The 16,315-nt window shown below is 52.5% G+C and carries 16 protein-coding genes; 7 read left to right on the top strand and 9 right to left on the bottom strand.

The window, feature by feature from the left end; all coding sequences use genetic code 11:
• Window positions 1-293: 293 nt before the first annotated feature.
• The gene (locus OGX67_RS10220; protein WP_003020752.1) at window positions 294-1,685 is read right to left on the bottom strand and encodes a NarK family nitrate/nitrite MFS transporter; all 1,392 of its coding nucleotides are present in this window, start codon (window positions 1,683-1,685) and stop codon (window positions 294-296) included.
• A 340-nt stretch (window positions 1,686-2,025) separates the two neighbouring features.
• Here OGX67_RS10220 and narX point away from each other — a divergent pair, with 340 nt between their 5' ends.
• Window positions 2,026-3,822 (top strand): nitrate/nitrite two-component system sensor histidine kinase NarX, encoded by a 1,797-nt coding sequence (gene narX / locus OGX67_RS10215; RefSeq protein WP_003020754.1) that lies wholly within the window; start codon window positions 2,026-2,028, stop codon window positions 3,820-3,822.
• A complete protein-coding gene (gene narL, locus OGX67_RS10210; RefSeq protein WP_003020756.1) occupies window positions 3,815-4,465 on the top strand; it encodes a two-component system response regulator NarL in 651 nt (216 codons plus the stop codon). Before narX ends, narL begins: the two co-directional genes overlap by 8 nt.
• 21 nt (window positions 4,466-4,486) lie before the next feature.
• Here the strand turns inward: narL and OGX67_RS10205 are convergent, their stop codons facing one another.
• On the bottom strand, window positions 4,487-5,872 hold the full coding sequence (locus OGX67_RS10205; protein WP_257651144.1) for a YchO/YchP family invasin: 1,386 nt from the start codon (window positions 5,870-5,872) through the stop codon (window positions 4,487-4,489).
• A 175-nt stretch (window positions 5,873-6,047) separates the two neighbouring features.
• Here OGX67_RS10205 and OGX67_RS10200 point away from each other — a divergent pair, with 175 nt between their 5' ends.
• Entirely contained in the window at window positions 6,048-6,401 is a 354-nt protein-coding gene (locus OGX67_RS10200; protein WP_032935460.1) for a DsrE/DsrF/TusD sulfur relay family protein, read from the top strand.
• A 262-nt stretch (window positions 6,402-6,663) separates the two neighbouring features.
• Window positions 6,664-6,909: a DUF1883 domain-containing protein gene (locus OGX67_RS10195; protein ID WP_003020763.1), complete on the top strand. Its 246-nt coding sequence runs from the start codon at window positions 6,664-6,666 to the stop codon at window positions 6,907-6,909.
• Between the two features lie 54 nt (window positions 6,910-6,963).
• On the opposite strand, the gene OGX67_RS10190 is transcribed toward OGX67_RS10195, so the two are convergent.
• Window positions 6,964-7,659: a gamma-glutamylcyclotransferase gene (locus OGX67_RS10190; protein WP_138828585.1), complete on the bottom strand. Its 696-nt coding sequence runs from the start codon at window positions 7,657-7,659 to the stop codon at window positions 6,964-6,966.
• A gap of 403 nt (window positions 7,660-8,062) precedes the next feature.
• Between OGX67_RS10190 and chaA the strand changes: the two genes are divergently transcribed.
• A complete protein-coding gene (gene chaA / locus OGX67_RS10185; RefSeq protein ID WP_003020769.1) occupies window positions 8,063-9,163 on the top strand; it encodes a sodium-potassium/proton antiporter ChaA in 1,101 nt (366 codons plus the stop codon).
• Between the two features lie 98 nt (window positions 9,164-9,261).
• Here chaA and kdsA read toward each other — a convergent pair whose 3' ends face one another.
• From kdsA to hemA, 6 genes are read right to left on the bottom strand one after another with little or no spacing between them, the layout of a single operon-like run.
• Window positions 9,262-10,116: a 3-deoxy-8-phosphooctulonate synthase gene (gene kdsA / locus OGX67_RS10180; protein WP_003020772.1), complete on the bottom strand. Its 855-nt coding sequence runs from the start codon at window positions 10,114-10,116 to the stop codon at window positions 9,262-9,264.
• Between the two features lie 35 nt (window positions 10,117-10,151).
• A complete protein-coding gene (gene sirB1, locus OGX67_RS10175) occupies window positions 10,152-10,961 on the bottom strand; it encodes an invasion regulator SirB1 (protein ID WP_061548117.1) in 810 nt (269 codons plus the stop codon).
• A gap of 2 nt (window positions 10,962-10,963) precedes the next feature.
• Complete coding sequence (gene sirB2, locus OGX67_RS10170; protein ID WP_003020779.1) at window positions 10,964-11,356, bottom strand: invasion regulator SirB2; 393 nt, start codon at window positions 11,354-11,356, stop codon at window positions 10,964-10,966.
• Window positions 11,353-12,186, bottom strand: coding sequence for a peptide chain release factor N(5)-glutamine methyltransferase (gene prmC / locus OGX67_RS10165; RefSeq protein WP_257651143.1), 834 nt, complete (start codon window positions 12,184-12,186; stop codon window positions 11,353-11,355). The genes sirB2 and prmC overlap by 4 nt, the downstream gene beginning before the upstream one ends.
• A complete protein-coding gene (gene prfA / locus OGX67_RS10160) occupies window positions 12,186-13,268 on the bottom strand; it encodes a peptide chain release factor 1 (protein ID WP_003020786.1) in 1,083 nt (360 codons plus the stop codon). The genes prmC and prfA overlap by 1 nt, the downstream gene beginning before the upstream one ends.
• A 41-nt stretch (window positions 13,269-13,309) precedes the next feature.
• On the bottom strand, window positions 13,310-14,566 hold the full coding sequence (hemA, locus tag OGX67_RS10155; protein WP_003020789.1) for a glutamyl-tRNA reductase: 1,257 nt from the start codon (window positions 14,564-14,566) through the stop codon (window positions 13,310-13,312).
• Between the two features lie 211 nt (window positions 14,567-14,777).
• On the opposite strand from hemA, the gene lolB reads away from it, so the two are divergent.
• Both lolB and ispE read left to right on the top strand, forming a co-directional pair.
• Window positions 14,778-15,401, top strand: a complete 624-nt coding sequence (gene lolB, locus OGX67_RS10150) for a lipoprotein insertase outer membrane protein LolB (protein WP_003020792.1) — start codon at window positions 14,778-14,780, stop codon at window positions 15,399-15,401.
• Entirely contained in the window at window positions 15,398-16,249 is an 852-nt protein-coding gene (ispE, locus tag OGX67_RS10145) for a 4-(cytidine 5'-diphospho)-2-C-methyl-D-erythritol kinase (protein WP_257651142.1), read from the top strand. Before lolB ends, ispE begins: the two co-directional genes overlap by 4 nt.
• Window positions 16,250-16,315 lie beyond the last annotated feature (66 nt).

The following is a 16,315-nucleotide window of genomic DNA, read 5'->3' as shown; positions in this document are numbered from 1 at the left end:
AAGGCAGGCAGGGATGAAAAATGAGGGTTGGTTTTTACATACCCCCAAAGTGGGATATTGATATTTAACGTAATAAATTGAATTTAAAGGATTTTTAATAATTCAATTATCATGCAAATGTTAAATTCTTTATAAGTGGGTATTAAGGGGTATCCCCCCTGCTTAGCATGTTGCGTACGCCGTTCTCACAGGCTGTTGTCATGCCACAATACAAAAGTATGTTGTAACTAATTACAGACAAAAAAAAGCGCGGTCTAACACCGCGCAATGGATAATCAACAGTTACTGCTTTTTTACTTTTTAGAATGACGTCCGTATACCGCCCAGGTGATAACCACACAAGCGACATAGAAGATCAGAAATACTTTCATCGCACCGACCGGAGAACCGGTTAATGCCAGGGACGTGCCAAATGCTTTCGGGATAAAGAAGCCGCCGATCGCACCAATAGCAGAGATAAAGCCCAACGCTGCCGCCGTATCGGTTGCCGCCTCGCGCATCGCTTTCTCCTCTGAACCACCTTCAGCTTTTACTCTGTCCATCGTCAGTTTGCGAAAGATTACAGAGATCATCTGGAAGGTTGAACCACTCCCCAGACCAGCCGTCAGGAACAATGCCAGGAATACCGCAAAGAAGGCGATAAAGTTGCCGCCGACACCATTTGATGGCAGCGTCAGGAACAGTAAGGCACTGAAAATAGCCATCAGAATGAAGTTCACCAGCGTGACGCGGGTCCCGCCCAGACGGTCAGAGATTGCGCCGCCCGCAGAACGCGCCAACGCACCAATGAACGGGCCAAAGAAGGCGTAATGCAGGATCTGCACCTCAGGGAACTGCGTTTTCGACAGCATCGCGAAACCGGCAGAGAAACCGATAAAGGAACCGAAGGTCGCCAGATACAGCAGGCTCATAATCCACAAATGCCCGCGTTTCAGCACCGGCAATTGCTCTTTCAGCGAGGCTTTGGAGGTTGCCAGTTCGTTCATACCGAACCATGCGGCCAGCGTGAAAATAGCGAGGAACGGCACCCAAATCCATGCGGCGTTTGCCAGATACAGCTGTGTACCATCCGGTTGTTCAACCCCATGGCTACCAAATGCGGCAAAGATTGACAATGAAACCACCAGCGGCGCGACCAGCTGCATCACGCTGACGCCCATGTTGCCCAGGCCACCGTTCAGACCCAGCGCGCCGCCCTGTTTCTGCTTTGGAAAGAAGAAGCTGATGTTTGCCATACTGGACGCAAAGTTCGCACCAGCGAAGCCGCACAGCAGGGAGATAATAATAAAGGTACTAAACGGCGTGGAGGTATCCTGCACCGCAAAACCTAACCATACGCAAGGAATGATCAGGATGCCGGTGCTAAATGCCGTCCAGCGACGTCCACCAAACAGGGGGACCATAAAGGAGTACGGAACACGCAGCAGCGCGCCGGACACCGAAGGTAATGCCGTCAGCATGAACAGCTGTTCAGTGGTGAAATCAAATCCGACTTTCGGTAAGTTCACCGCCACGGCGCTAAATAACATCCACACGCAAAACGCCAGCAGCAAGCAAGGGACGGAAATCCACAGGTTACGGCTGGCGATTCGTTGACCACGCTGCTGCCAGAAGGCGGGATCTTCCGGCCGCCATTCGGTAATTACAGCTCCAGATGCCCTTTCCGGGGCAGATGAGTGACTCATAGACACCTCTGATACTTGTTTCGATGCCTGCAACATTAGGGTTTACAGCTGGAGGTAAGTTGATATAAATCAAAGGAAAAGGTGTCATTATTCATGCCTAAAATTTATTATTACCCTTAATGAGTACATAACTTCGGTAAAAAAGATGTGGTTTTTCACGCTTCTGTCGCCCCCTACTCCCCGTCGCCCAGGATCTCTCCCTCCACTGGCAATTAAGAGGTAGCCCGTTTGAGGTATGGGTATACTCCAGTGTATCGCCGAGAATAACGCCACTGCCTGCAGCAGAATCGTCATTCAATAAGGTTTTCTGTTCGACGAAAACCCGAAGGAACAAGTCACCATGTTTAAACGTTGTCTCTCCCCGCTTACGCTGGTCAACCAGGTGGCGCTGATTGTTTTATTGTCCACAGCCATCGGCGTGGCGGGTATGGCTGTCTCCGGTTGGCTGGTTCAGGGCGTTCAGGGTAGCGCCCATGCAATCAACAAAGCGGGATCGCTGCGCATGCAGAGTTATCGCCTGCTGGCTGCCGTACCACTGGACGCTAGCGATCAACCGCTGCTGGATGAAATGGAGCAAACGGCGTTTAGCCCGGAGTTGACGCGTGCCGCAAAACGAGACGGACAACAGGCGCAGTTAAAAGCATTACAGGATTACTGGCACACTGAACTTGCGCCGGGACTTGCGCATGCGCAAACGCCTGATGCGGTAGCGCAGGATGTGACGCGCTTTGTGGGCGGACTGGATAAATTGGTCACCGCCTTTGACCATACCACCGAATTACGCATTGAACGCGTCGTCCTGCTGCATCGCCTGATGGCCGTATTTATGGCATTGCTGCTGGTTTTCACCATTATCTGGCTGCGCGTGCGCCTGTTAGAGCCGTGGAAACAGCTGCTGTCGATGGCGCGAGCCGTCAGCCAGCGTGATTTTACCCAACGCGCGCATATCAGCGGTCGTAATGAGATGGCGGCTTTGGGCTCGGCGCTAAATAATATGTCGGAAGAACTGGCCGAAAGTTACGCTGTGCTGGAACAGCGAGTACAGGAGAAAACGGCGGGGCTGGAGCACAAAAATCAGATTCTTTCTTTTCTGTGGCAAGCTAACCGCCGCCTGCATTCTCAGGTGCCGTTGTGCGAACGCCTCTCTCCGGTACTGAATGGTTTGCAAAATTTGACCTTGCTGCATGATATTGAGCTCCGGGTTTACGACCTGGAAGATGAAGACAATCATCAGGAATTTACCTGTCAGTCAAATGCCAGCTGTGATGAGAAAGGTTGCCATCTGTGTCCTCGCGGAACGCTGCCCGCGATTGACGGCGGGATTACATTGAAATGGCGATTGACCGATGCGCATACCCAGTATGGTATTCTGCTCGCCACCTTGCCGAACGGACGCCATCTCAGCCACGATCAGCAGCAGTTGGTTGATACTCTGGTTGAGCAACTGACCGCAACGCTTGCGCTCGACAGGCATCAGGAGCGTCAACAGCAGTTGATTGTGATGGAAGAGCGTGCCACCATTGCGCGCGAACTTCATGATTCTATTGCACAATCGCTCTCTTGTATGAAGATGCAGGTTAGCTGTTTACAGATGCAGGGCGATGCGCTTTCAGATAACTGTCGCGAGTTGCTCAGCCAGATTCGTAACGAGCTAAATGCTTCATGGGCACAACTGCGAGAACTGTTAACCACCTTCCGTTTACAGCTCACGGAACCTGGATTACGACCGGCGCTGGAAGCCAGCTGTCAGGAGTACAGCGCCCGTTTTGGATTTACGGTTAAGCTGGATTATCAGCTACCGCCACGCCTGGTCCCTTCGCATCAGGCGATTCACCTGCTACAAATTGCGCGCGAAGCCCTGAGCAACGCACTTAAACACTCTCAGGCCAATGAAGTGGTCGTGACGGTGGTGCAAAATGGCAAGCAGGTCAAACTGACAGTGCAAGATAACGGCTGCGGCGTACCGGAAAACGCCGAACGCAGTAACCACTACGGCATGATAATAATGCGCGACCGCGCGCAGAGCTTGCGCGGCGATTGCCGCGTACGCCGTCGCGAGACGGGCGGTACTGAAGTTGCTGTCACTTTTATTCCCGAAACAAACTTCACAGAAGTCCAAGGAGATACCCATGAGTAATCTGGAACCGGCAACTATCCTGTTGATCGACGATCATCCGATGCTGAGAACCGGTGTAAAACAGCTTGTCAGCATGGCGCCCGATATTACCGTTGTCGGCGAAGCCAGCAATGGTGAGCAGGGTATCGAGCTGGCTGAATCCCTTGATCCCGATCTGATCCTGCTTGATCTCAACATGCCAGGCATGAACGGTCTGGAAACCCTCGATAAGCTGCGTGAAAAATCACTGTCGGGCCGTATCGTTGTGTTTAGCGTATCCAATCATGAAGAAGATGTGGTTACCGCACTGAAGCGTGGTGCCGACGGTTACCTGCTGAAAGATATGGAGCCGGAAGATTTACTGAAAGCATTGCAGCAGGCTGCCGCTGGTGAAATGGTGCTGAGCGAAGCCTTAACCCCGGTTCTGGCCGCCAGCCTGCGCGCCAATCGCGCAACGTCCGACCGTGATGTTACTCAACTGACGCCGCGCGAACGCGATATTCTTAAACTCATCGCCCAGGGTCTGCCTAATAAGATGATCGCCCGCCGCCTCGACATCACCGAAAGCACAGTAAAAGTTCACGTGAAGCATATGCTGAAGAAAATGAAGCTCAAATCACGCGTTGAAGCCGCGGTATGGGTGCACCAGGAACGCATTTTCTGATAACGCGCTCATGCGTCATTGTTAACGAGGATCATTTTCCGAAACGGTAATAAACGGTTCGGTCAGTGATAGCGTGATCTCATTGGAAGAGACACGCTGGCCCTGCTCATCTTCTACCACCACAGACAACCGCCAGCGGTTTGTCGCACCTTCTCTGTTGTCCCACTTCGGCATAATAATCGTCCAACCCTGCGCGCTTCGGCTATTGCTGCCAGCCGTTAAGCTCAATGCCTGAGTATCACCCTGCCATGCCAGACGACGGATCCCATGCAAACTACGCACCTGCAGCTTCAACGCCACTGTCTCACCAGGCTTGAGATCCCAGGGCGGCGTGGCCAAAAATACCGACAGTGTTTTACGCTGGCGATACTCCAGCGTCGGCAGATTGTTACGTTGTGGATCGTCATAACGACTGCCGCGCAGCGATCGGCTGTTTGGCACCTCGCTTACCATCAGCTGTTTTTTTAGCGGCACGCCAAAACGGTAATTTAACGTTAATCCGAGGTTATTCTGACTGACGCCATTTTCACCCTGCTTATGCTGTGCTGTCACGGTGATCAGCGGCACCGGCGTATAGCTCAATCCCAGATTCACCGCCACAGGATTGTGGTACCCGGTTCCGGAATGAAACAGATCCACCTGGTCGCCAAAATACTGCTCCACGCTGACGCTGGTATTGAGATGTTGATAGAACGGCATGCGCATTTGCGCGGTCAGGTCGTATCCCCGAGCCATCCGTTGTTCTTGAGTTGCAAAACGATCCTGCCAGGAGGACAACGGTTGATAGTAATTAGCAGATAAACGGAGGTATTCACCCCACGCCTCTGCCCCCACGCCTCCCCGAGGCAGATTCTCATCCAGCAGGTTGTCATAAAAGGTGTTGTAACCCAGTAACCAACCGTCACGAACCCAGCGCTGCCCAATCCCCGCATTACTGAACAGGCCTCCGTCCTGTTGCGTCAGCCCCAACTGGCTCCAGGTAAGATAACGTTGATTATCCTGCCACGGTATAAACCAACTTCCCCGACTCCCGGTAAAGCTGCCTTCGTTATCCACCTGCAACCCGACGCTGGCGTTTCCCCAGGGAGAGAGCCAGGATTCCAGTTGCTGATTCACCTGTTCGCTGACCCTGTCGCGCACCTGGCCAAACGCAAACTGCTTCGCCTGTTCACCGGTATCAAGCCCGTTATCGGTCATGCTGGCTTCACCAAACGCTTTGACCATTTCGGCAAAGTGCTTTTCGCCTGCCCGCGACTCCGGCGCCATACCAAGATCGGGCAAGCCATCACTATTGTTATCGAAAGGGTTTTCCGCCTGGTGAATAAATGACGATTGCGCGCTGGCAGTACCGCCTGCCAACGGCAAGAGTGCAAATACAGCGAGAGATAAATAAATATTACGGCTCAAATCGTTAGTGGTTTCTTATATCTATTAGCCACATCGGCATACTTATCTTAAACCATAACGTCTTCAGTATTGATTTTCAGCCCTTCCTTCCTTTTTCGGCATTATCCTGGCATCTAGAAATAGGTGTAACATATGTGTCAGTTTTTAACGCTCACATGCAGCAAAAGGAGTAAAAATGCAAAAGATAGTGATCGTCGCGAACGGTGCAGCCTATGGAAGCGAATCGTTATTTAACAGCCTACGTCTGGCTATCGCCTTGCGCGAGCAGGAAGGGGATCTCGACCTGCGTTTGTTTTTAATGTCGGACGCGGTAACCGCGGGATTGCGTGGTCAAAAACCCGCGGAAGGATACAATATTCAGCAAATGCTGGAGATTCTTACGGCGCAAAATGTGCCGGTCAAACTGTGCAAAACCTGCACCGATGGCCGTGGGATCACGATGCTGCCGTTAATTGACGGAGTAGCCGTCGGCACACTGGTTGAACTGGCTCAATGGACGCTGGCTGCAGATAAAGTACTGACCTTCTGATACACCGCTTTCAGGCAAGCACACTGAAAGTGTCGATAATTTCCGGATTTAATCGTAGATGGGCGCGGTTTCGTTGAACGTTAGCACGCCCTTTCAATCCTTTTGAGGGATTTTGTCACTTTTGTTTAATCGTTATGCCATTTTTTGATCAAAATCAGCATCCCGTTGCTCCCCCTTTGGTGTTATGCAATGAGTGAAATGTGAACAACATCACGCAGCACTTTCGACAGAAAGTACGTTGTTTTCAAGAACGGGGTGAAAAATGGCATTAGTGAAGGCAAGTTTAAAGTTATTTGGTGGCGATACGGTGGTTGTGCGCTGTTCCGAGCGCTGTCACATCCATCTGATGAGCGAGAAAAATCACGTCAAAGACACGCAGTCCGACATCTTAAGCGTGCAGGATCGTGACAACGCATGGTTGACCGTGCCCTATACCGGCATCTGGAATGTGCTGATCGACAGCCACAGCCAGTCGCTAGAGCATTCAATAAGTTATATTGCAGCCTAAGCGTTAATTGCCCGAAAAGCGCCTGGCTTTCGGGCATTCAGTTCCCGGCTGGATTCAGGCAACCCCTGGCCGCATAACGCCTTCCGGCAGATTCTCTCCCAACAATCGTTTGACCGTGATCACCAGATCGTTAAGACAGTCATCCTGCATTCCCAACTTGACCAGCTCTTGTTCCAGCGAGAACAAATACTGGGCGTTGGTGCCTAAAGGTCCGCTCGCCGCGGCGATAAGCGGCGCAATCACCTGCGCGCGCGTGTCTGACTCAAACAGCGGATGACGCGGATCCATAATAAAGACCAGCGCGTTCACCGTCCGACCATCATCCAGCGCCAACTGGCACCAGGTGGGCAGATAGCATCCGGTGATCATTTCACGCTTCCACAGCAAAGAGAGCTCTTGTTCCAGCGACGCGTTCGGCAGACGATAGGCTACACCAGTAGTGCGTCCGCCCTCTTTCAAGGCCAGCATACGTCCTGGCTGACCCGCCGTTCCTCGCCCCGCCGTCAGGCGCAGGCAAAAAGCGCGGTGCCAGCCGACTAACGTCCCGGTACAGGACTCATCAAACTCTAAGGCCGGATTCCACATCAACGATCCATAACCGAAGATCCACACCGGTCCATCATCGGGTCGGCAAGCAAGCGTGGCCGCCAGTGAGGCTGCCCGTTGTTCCGCTGACCAGAGTAGTGATTCTTCAATAGCACCAAATGCCGTCTTACAGTCGGCATTCAATAAAAAATCACGCGTTAACACCTTACACCTCCGCCACTGCTGCTTCCCTGCGACAACTTTTTTGACGCCTTCCGGGCTTTTTTACTGCTCATTTTGAAACCAATAGCTGGACAATAGGCAATTCACCGCTCGCTTGCAAGCCAGCAAAGCGTCAACGGCATTTTATATCCTCTCGCGTTGATACGTCCTGCACTATCATTTGTATCAGGATTATCAGCAATTTTTGTTGACGCTAAAGCCTAATGCTTTGTTATTTAAATATTCTATAAACAAGATATGCAATTTTATTCGCTTTGATGCAAAAATTGGTCCATGCCGTAAAATTACGTAAAATCGGATCGGAAATACCGAAAGATCTGTTATTTTTTACATTCTTTAATACTTTTATAATTATAAATACCTGCAGAGATGGAGAATTAGTTCAATGACACAAGTACATGAGGCGGTAAAAACCCGCCACAAGGAGACCTCTCTCGTCTTCCCGATTTTGGCGCTGGTAGTCCTGTTCTTCTGGGGGAGCAGTCAGTCACTACCAGTGGTCATCGGTATTAATGCGCTGGCCCTTATTGGTATATTAAGCAGCGCATTCAGCGTTGTCCGTCATGCGGATGTATTAGCGCATCGACTTGGCGAGCCCTACGGGTCGCTGATCCTCAGCCTGTCCGTCGTTATTCTCGAAGTCAGCTTAATATCCGCATTAATGGCGACCGGTGATGCTGCGCCTACCCTCATGCGCGACACGCTGTATTCAATCATTATGATCGTCACCGGAGGTCTGGTCGGTTTTTCATTACTGTTGGGTGGCCGTAAATTTGCTACTCAGTATATGAACCTGTTTGGTATTAAACAGTATTTAATTGCCCTGTTCCCACTGGCCATTATTGTCCTGGTGTTCCCAATGGCTCTACCGGGCGCTAATTTCACCACTGCGCAGGCGTTGTTGGTCGCGTTAATTTCTGCCGCGATGTACGGCGTATTTTTACTAATCCAAACCAAAACGCACCAAAGCCTGTTCATTTACGAGCATGAAGATGAAGGCGACGATGACGACCCGCATCACGGTAAGCCGTCAGCACACAGCAATATGTGGCACGCCGCCTGGCTTATCATTCATCTGATCGCCGTTATCGCCGTAACCAAGATGAACGCCAGCCCTCTGGAGACATTGCTGACTGAACTGAATGCACCAGTGGCCTTTACCGGTTTCCTGGTCGCGTTACTCATCCTCTCTCCTGAAGGGCTGGGCGCGCTGAAAGCGGTTCTGAGCAATCAGGTACAGCGGGCGATGAATTTGTTCTTCGGTTCAGTATTAGCCACTATTTCACTGACCGTACCAGTGGTGACGCTGATCGCATGGGCAACCGGGAATGATTTGGTGTTTGCGCTGGGCGCGCCAGAGATGATTGTGATGGTTTCTTCACTGGTATTGTGCCATATCTCTTTCTCCACCGGACGCACCAATGTGCTTAACGGTGCGGCACATCTGGCGCTGTTTATCGCCTATCTGATGACGATATTTGCCTGATGAAAGAAGCCGGACACCGACATAACTTGTCGGGTCCGGCTTCTTATTTCCTTTCGTATACCTGATAAGCGCAAGCTCTATCAGGCACACAAAATGAATTAGTTCTCAGTATCCAGCTCGTCGAAGCTTTTCACCAGGTCATCAATCGCTTTAATCTGCGTCAGGAACTGTTCCAGTTTCGCCAGCGGCAGCGCGGATGGGCCATCGCATTTCGCATTGGCTGGATCCGGATGCGCTTCAATAAACAGACCCGCCAGACCTACCGCCATACCGGCGCGAGCCAGTTCGGTAACCTGCGCACGACGACCGCCGCTTGCTGCGCCAAACGGGTCACGGCATTGCAGCGCATGGGTAACGTCAAAAATCACCGGTGAGTTGCCGGAGACTTTCTTCATCACGCTGAAGCCCAGCATGTCTACAACCAGGTTGTCATAACCAAAGTTAGCGCCACGGTCGCACAGAATAACCTTATCGTTACCACCTTCATGGAATTTATCCACGATATTGCCCATCTGGCCAGGGCTTACGAACTGCGGTTTCTTCACGTTGATAACGGCACCGGTTTTCGCCATCGCTTCCACCAGATCGGTCTGACGCGCGAGGAATGCCGGCAGCTGAATCACATCCACCACGTCAGCAACAGGCTGCGCCTGGCTGGCTTCGTGAACGTCGGTGATCACTTTTACGCCAAAAGTCTGCTTCAGTTCCTGGAAGATTTTCATCCCTTCTTCAAGGCCCGGTCCACGGTAAGAGTGGATGGAAGAACGGTTGGCTTTATCAAAGGAGGCTTTGAACACGTAAGGGATACCCAGCTTTTGAGTAACGGTTACGTAGTGCTCACAAATGCGCATCGCCAGATCGCGGGATTCCAGCACGTTCATTCCGCCAAACAGCACGAACGGCAGGTCATTTGCCACGTTGATGTCGCCAATGCTAACCACTTTTTGTTTCATAGGATCGCCTTAAACGGTAGGTAAAGTGTCATTAATCAATGCAATACAATTTGCTTGTGCGAAATAGTATTAATCTGCGCACGAATCATTTCGCTGATCGGGTCTTCCGGACACTGCTCAACGAAATAACTTAAATCGGTCAGCGCAACATGTTCACACTCGAGCTGCGCGTAGATTAATCCACGATCGCGTATTTCATACGGATCTTCAGGATTAAACTGTAATAGTGCTTCGCTGGCACGCAGAGCCAGCTCCATTTGCCGCTCTTCCATCAGCGATGATTTCAGCGTGTCGAGCAGCTTGCGGATTACTTCTGCATTATCCGCCTCATCCAGGTCTTCGTTAAACAGCTCCGCGACCGGGCTGATATTCCCCTTCAGCCACACTTCCAGCGTGTGCTCATTTAACGTTTCGCCATTGAACGGATTGATTAGCCACATTTCGCCATCGAGCGATTCAATACGCAGGATGAGTTGTGTCGGGAAAATCACCGGCACCAGCGGTAGCTCCAGTCGGTTGGCAATCCACAACAAGATAGCGCCCAGAGATACAGCGCTGCCCTGACGATTTTTCAGTACCTTATCAAGCCATAATGCATCAGAAAGACGATAGACGCCGTGGGTATCCGTAAACCCCCATTCGCCGTAAAAAAGTGCCAGCAGTTTTTCCAGTTGCTCATCCTGAGACAGGAGCTGGCTAATTTCTTCTTGCGCCAGACTAACCAGACGTTCCAGTTCGTCATACACAGTTTGTGTTGGAAAATCCAGACGGATAGACTCCGACGCCAGGATCATCCCATCACACAATGGCGCTTTATTAAATTCGAAATCAGCTAACGACCTCATGCTTACCCCAGTAACGGTATTTTTGTGGTGGCGAGTTTAATGATGATGTACAGCACCACCAGCGCCAGCGGAAATGCGACTAATCGCGCCTGCTGACTGCGCGCCCGACGATAATCGAGCGCAATAAAACCCAAAACGATGTAAATGATAACCCCAAACAGCTTTTCAGTCAGCCATGTCCCGTGCTCAGTGAATGGCAGGATGTGCGCTTTAACCATTAACGCTATGCCGCTGAGTAATAAAACGGTATCGACAACCGGCGGCACGATGCGCGTCCAGCGCGCACAGGCAAGGCGCGAGTCGGTGTAACGCCACCAAAAACGCAGCGTTAACAGACCAACTGAAAGCGCAATGCTGATGAGATGGACGTTGAGTAACACGCTGAAAGTACTCATGATGGGATGCGTCCAAGCGTAATTCGCTCGTTGCCGCCATAGTCGCGGCAGGTTTCAACCGCCTGGTAACCGGCATGAGTATAGGCGTCGCGGACTGCCTGTCCTTGCTGCCAGCCGTGCTCCAGCAACAAATAGCCGCCGGGCGTTAGCATGTGTCGAGACTCGTCAATGATATGCACGATATCCGCCATACCCTGCTCACCCGCCACCAGTGCCGATAGCGGCTCAAAACGTACATCGCCAAGCGCCAGGTGCGGGTCCTGTTCGTCGATATACGGCGGATTGCTGACAATCATGTCAAACTTCTGCCCCTGCAAAGCGCTGAACCAGTCGCTTTGCAGCACGCAAACATTGTCGATGGCCAGATGCTGTTTGTTGCGAGTTGCCAGCGCCACGGCATCGGGCATGCGGTCAACCGCGGTCACCGCGCAATCCGGACGCTCAGTTGCCAGCGCCAGCGCAATGGCGCCCGTACCGGTTCCCAAATCGAGAATACGACACGCAGAGGCAGGCAGACGAGCCAGCGCCTGCTCAACAAGACACTCAGTATCCGGGCGTGGAATAAGCGTAGCCGGAGAGACAAACAGCGGCAGCGACCAGAACTCGCGCACGCCGGTCAGATGTGCCACCGGCTCACCTCGCTGACGGCGTTCCAGTAATGTATCGAGCCGTTGACGCTGCGCCTCGGTTAACACCGTTTCGCCGAACGCCAGAATAAAGGTGCGCCCCTTACCGGTGACAAACTCGAGTAAAATCTCGGCGTCGCGGCGCGGGCTTTCGCTTGCCTGTAATTGGCTTATCGCGTCACGCAGCCAGTGCTGATAATCCATTAATCCTGCTCGGACAACGCCGCCAGTTGGTCGGCCTGGTATTCCTGGACAATCGGCTCAATCAGCATATCCAGTTTGCCTTCCATCGCTTCATCCAGACGGTAGAGCGTCAGGTTAATGCGGTGATCGGTCACACGACCCTGCGGGAAGTTATAGGTGCGGTTACGATCGCTGCGATCGCCGCTGCCCAACAGGTTACGACGTTCAGAGGCTTCCGCCTGTTGACGTCTTGCCACTTCGGCGGCACGAATTCGCGCCCCCAGCACCGACATCGCTTTGGCTTTGTTTTTATGCTGTGAACGTTCGTCCTGGCATTCCACTACGATACCGGTCGGTAAGTGGGTAATACGGATTGCGGAGTCTGTGGTGTTAACGTGCTGACCGCCCGCGCCTGATGAACGGAAGGTATCAATACGCAGATCAGCCGGGTTGATATCCGGCAGTTCGGCATCCGGCAGTTCCGGCATGACAGCGACCGTACAGGCAGAAGTATGAATACGCCCCTGCGATTCCGTCGCAGGTACGCGCTGCACGCGATGGCCGCCGGACTCAAATTTCAGTCGCCCGTAAACGCCTTCGCCGCTAATCTTGGCAATAACTTCTTTAAACCCGCCATGTTCGCCTTCGCTGGCGCTCATGATCTCTACCCGCCAGCGACGCGATTCAGCGTAACGGCTGTACATGCGGAACAGATCGCCGGCAAACAGCGCCGCTTCATCACCACCGGTTCCCGCACGCACTTCGAGGAAGGCGTTACGTTCGTCATCGGGGTCTTTAGGTAACAGCAGGACCTGCAGATGCTGTTCCAGCTGCTCGCATTTCTCTTTTGCTTCGCGCAGTTCATCCTGCGCCATTTCACGCATTTCAGGATCGTCGAGCATCATCTGAGCCGTCTCGATATCTTCCTGAACCTGTTGCCAGTCCGTAAAACAGCGAGAGACATCGCTTAATTGCGCATATTCGCGCGACAGCGCACGAAAGCGATCCTGATCTGCGATAGTACCCGCATCACCGAGCAGCGCCTGAACTTCTTCATGGCGTTCATGCAGGGCTTCCAGTTTGGCAACGATAGAAGGCTTCATAGGCGTAAATGCACCCTGTAAAAAATAAGATTGGTGTGCTGCTACTCCAGCCCGAGGCTGTCGCGCAGAATATTCAGGCGTTCACTATCCCCGTCACGGGCGGCCTGTTGAAGTGATTTGGTTGGTGCATGGATCAGGCGGTTGGTCAGTTTCCAGGCCAAATCCTGCATAATGGCTTGCGCATCACCGCCCTGCTGAAGAGCGGCCAACGCTTTAGCGGTCAGTTCATCACGGATCTGTTCTGACTGACTGCGATACTCGCGGATAGTGTCGCTTGCGCCCTGGGCGCGTAGCCAGGCCATAAACTCGCTGGCTTCCTGCTCCACAATCGTTTCGGCTTCCACCGCCGCCGCTTTGCGCTGGGCCAGGTTATGCGAAATGATGCTTTGCAGGTCATCAACGCTGTACAGATAGGCGTTAGACAATTTACCCACTTCCGGCTCGACATCGCGCGGTACAGCGATATCCACCAGTAACATAGGCTGATTGCGACGGTTTTTAAGCGCGCGTTCCACCATTCCTTTACCGATAATCGGCAGCGGACTGGCAGTAGAACTGATAATGATATCGGCATCCTGCAAACGCGCGTCGATATCACTCAGTGAAATCACCTCGGCGCCGACTTCATCCGCCAGCACCTGCGCACGCTCGCGCGTACGGTTGGCGATGATCATCTTCTTCACTTTATGCTCGCGCAAGTGTCGCGCTACCAGCTCGATGGTTTCGCCCGCACCGACTAACAGCACGGTTACCGTTGAGAGCGATTCAAATATCTGCCGCGCCAGAGTACAGGCGGCAAACGCCACCGACACGGCGCTGGCACCGATGTCAGTTTCTGTACGTACACGTTTAGCAACAGAGAATGATTTCTGGAACATGCGCTCCAGCGCACTGGCGTTCTGGTGGCCTTTTTGCGAATCCGCAAATGCTTTTTTCACCTGCCCCAAAATTTGCGGTTCACCGAGCACCAGTGAATCCAGACCACTGGCAACGCGCATCAAATGACTGACGGCGTCGTTGTCCTGGTGCCAGTACAGGCTATTACGCAGGTCTTCTTCATTGAGGTTATGGTATTCGCACAGCCAGCGAATCAGCGCTTCTCGCAGGTTATCCTGCTCTTCCACGCTGAGGTAAATCTCTGTGCGGTTACACGTCGACAGCACTACCCCGCCCTGCACCATTGGCAGCGCTTGCAGGCTGTCCAGCGCCTGATCGAGCGTATCCGGCGAAAACGTTACGCGTTCTCGCAGCGATACAGGTGCCGTTTTATGGTTAATACCAAGCGCTAAAAGGGTCATGTGTGCGGGAATAGTACCAGCGTTGATAAGGTTAGACTGGGTGCATCATACAGGATGCGTGCGGTCAATAAAAGAGACTGACCCCTTTTGGAGTAATAGCTTAGTGCACAAATTTAAGCGATTTAAGATAACTTGAACGTAGACGATGTCAGATGGTGGCGCTAGCATTGAGAGTTATAACTGCAACGTATCTCAAGGATTTGTCATCATTATGACCCTGCCTGATTTTCGCCTGATTCGCCTGCTGCCCCTTGCGGCCCTGGTTCTTAGTGCCTGTACCCTCAACGCGCCGAAAGGTCCCGGCAAAAGCCCCGATTCCCCGCAGTGGCGCCAGCACCAGCAGGAAGTACGCGCCCTGAACCAATATCAGACGCGCGGTGCGTTCGCTTATATCTCCGATCAACAGAAAGTGTATGCCCGCTTTTTCTGGCAGCAAACCGGTCAGGATCGCTATCGTCTGCTGCTGACCAACCCGCTGGGCAGCACGGAACTGGAACTCAACGCGCAGCCGGGCAACGTTGAACTTGTCGATAACAAAGGTAAGCACTACACCGCCGACGACGCTGAAGAGATGATCGGCAAACTGACCGGCATGCCTATTCCGTTGAACAGCCTGCGCCAGTGGATCCTTGGCCTGCCGGGTGACGCTACTGATTACAAGCTCGACGACCAATATCGTCTGAGTGAAGTGAACTACAGCAAAGATGGTAAAAGCTGGAAAGTGGTCTATAGCGCCTACGACAGCAAAACCCAGCCAGCGATGCCGGCAAACATGGAGCTGTCGGACGGCTCCCAGCGTATTAAGCTGAAAATGGACAACTGGATTGTGAAATGATGACTCATTGGCCCTCTCCGGCAAAACTGAATTTGTTTTTATACATCACCGGGCAACGTGCAGACGGTTACCACACGCTGCAAACGCTATTTCAGTTTCTTGATTATGGCGACACGATAGATATTGCGCTGCGTGGCGACGGCGAAATTCGCCTGTTAACCCCGGTGGAAGGCGTTGCGCACGAAGACAACCTGATCGTCCGTGCGGCACGTTTGCTGATGAAGGTAGCATCTGAAAACAATCGCCTTCCCAACGGGAGCGGTGCGGACATCAGTATCGACAAACGCCTGCCGATGGGCGGCGGTCTTGGCGGTGGTTCATCAAATGCGGCAACCGTTCTGGTGGCGCTGAACCATCTCTGGCAGTGTGGACTTTCGATTGATGAACTGGCGGCACTAGGTTTAACCCTAGGGGCGGATGTTCCCGTGTTCGTGCGCGGCCATGCGGCCTTTGCCGAAGGCGTAGGAGAAATTCTGACGCCGGTGGAGCCTGAAGAAAAGTGGTATCTGGTTGCTCACCCGGGAGTCAGCATTCCGACACCGGTGATTTTTAACGATCCCGACCTCCCGCGCAACACGCCAAAAAGGTCAATAAAAACGTTACTAAAATGTGAATTCAGCAATGATTGCGAGGTTATCGCAAGAAAACGTTTTCGCGAGGTTGATGCGGCGCTTTCCTGGCTGTTAGAATACGCGCCGTCGCGCCTGACTGGTACAGGGGCTTGTGTCTTTGCTGAATTTGACACTGAGTCTCGTGCTCGCCAGGTGCTTGAGCAAGCCCCGGAATGGCTCAAAGGCTTTGTGGCGAAAGGCGTCAACCTCTCCCCATTGCACAGAGCGTTACTCTAAATCCTTCTGGTTTCAGGAAGATGGCGAAATGACGAACCGCCAGGAGCATACAAAAGTATGTGACTG

The organism is Citrobacter sp. Cf118, from assembly GCF_030334095.1.
In the GTDB taxonomy this organism is placed as follows: Bacteria; Pseudomonadota; Gammaproteobacteria; order Enterobacterales; family Enterobacteriaceae; genus Citrobacter; species Citrobacter freundii.
Note: the sequence above shows the minus strand (reverse complement) of the source record. Positions and strands in the feature narration are given on the sequence as shown.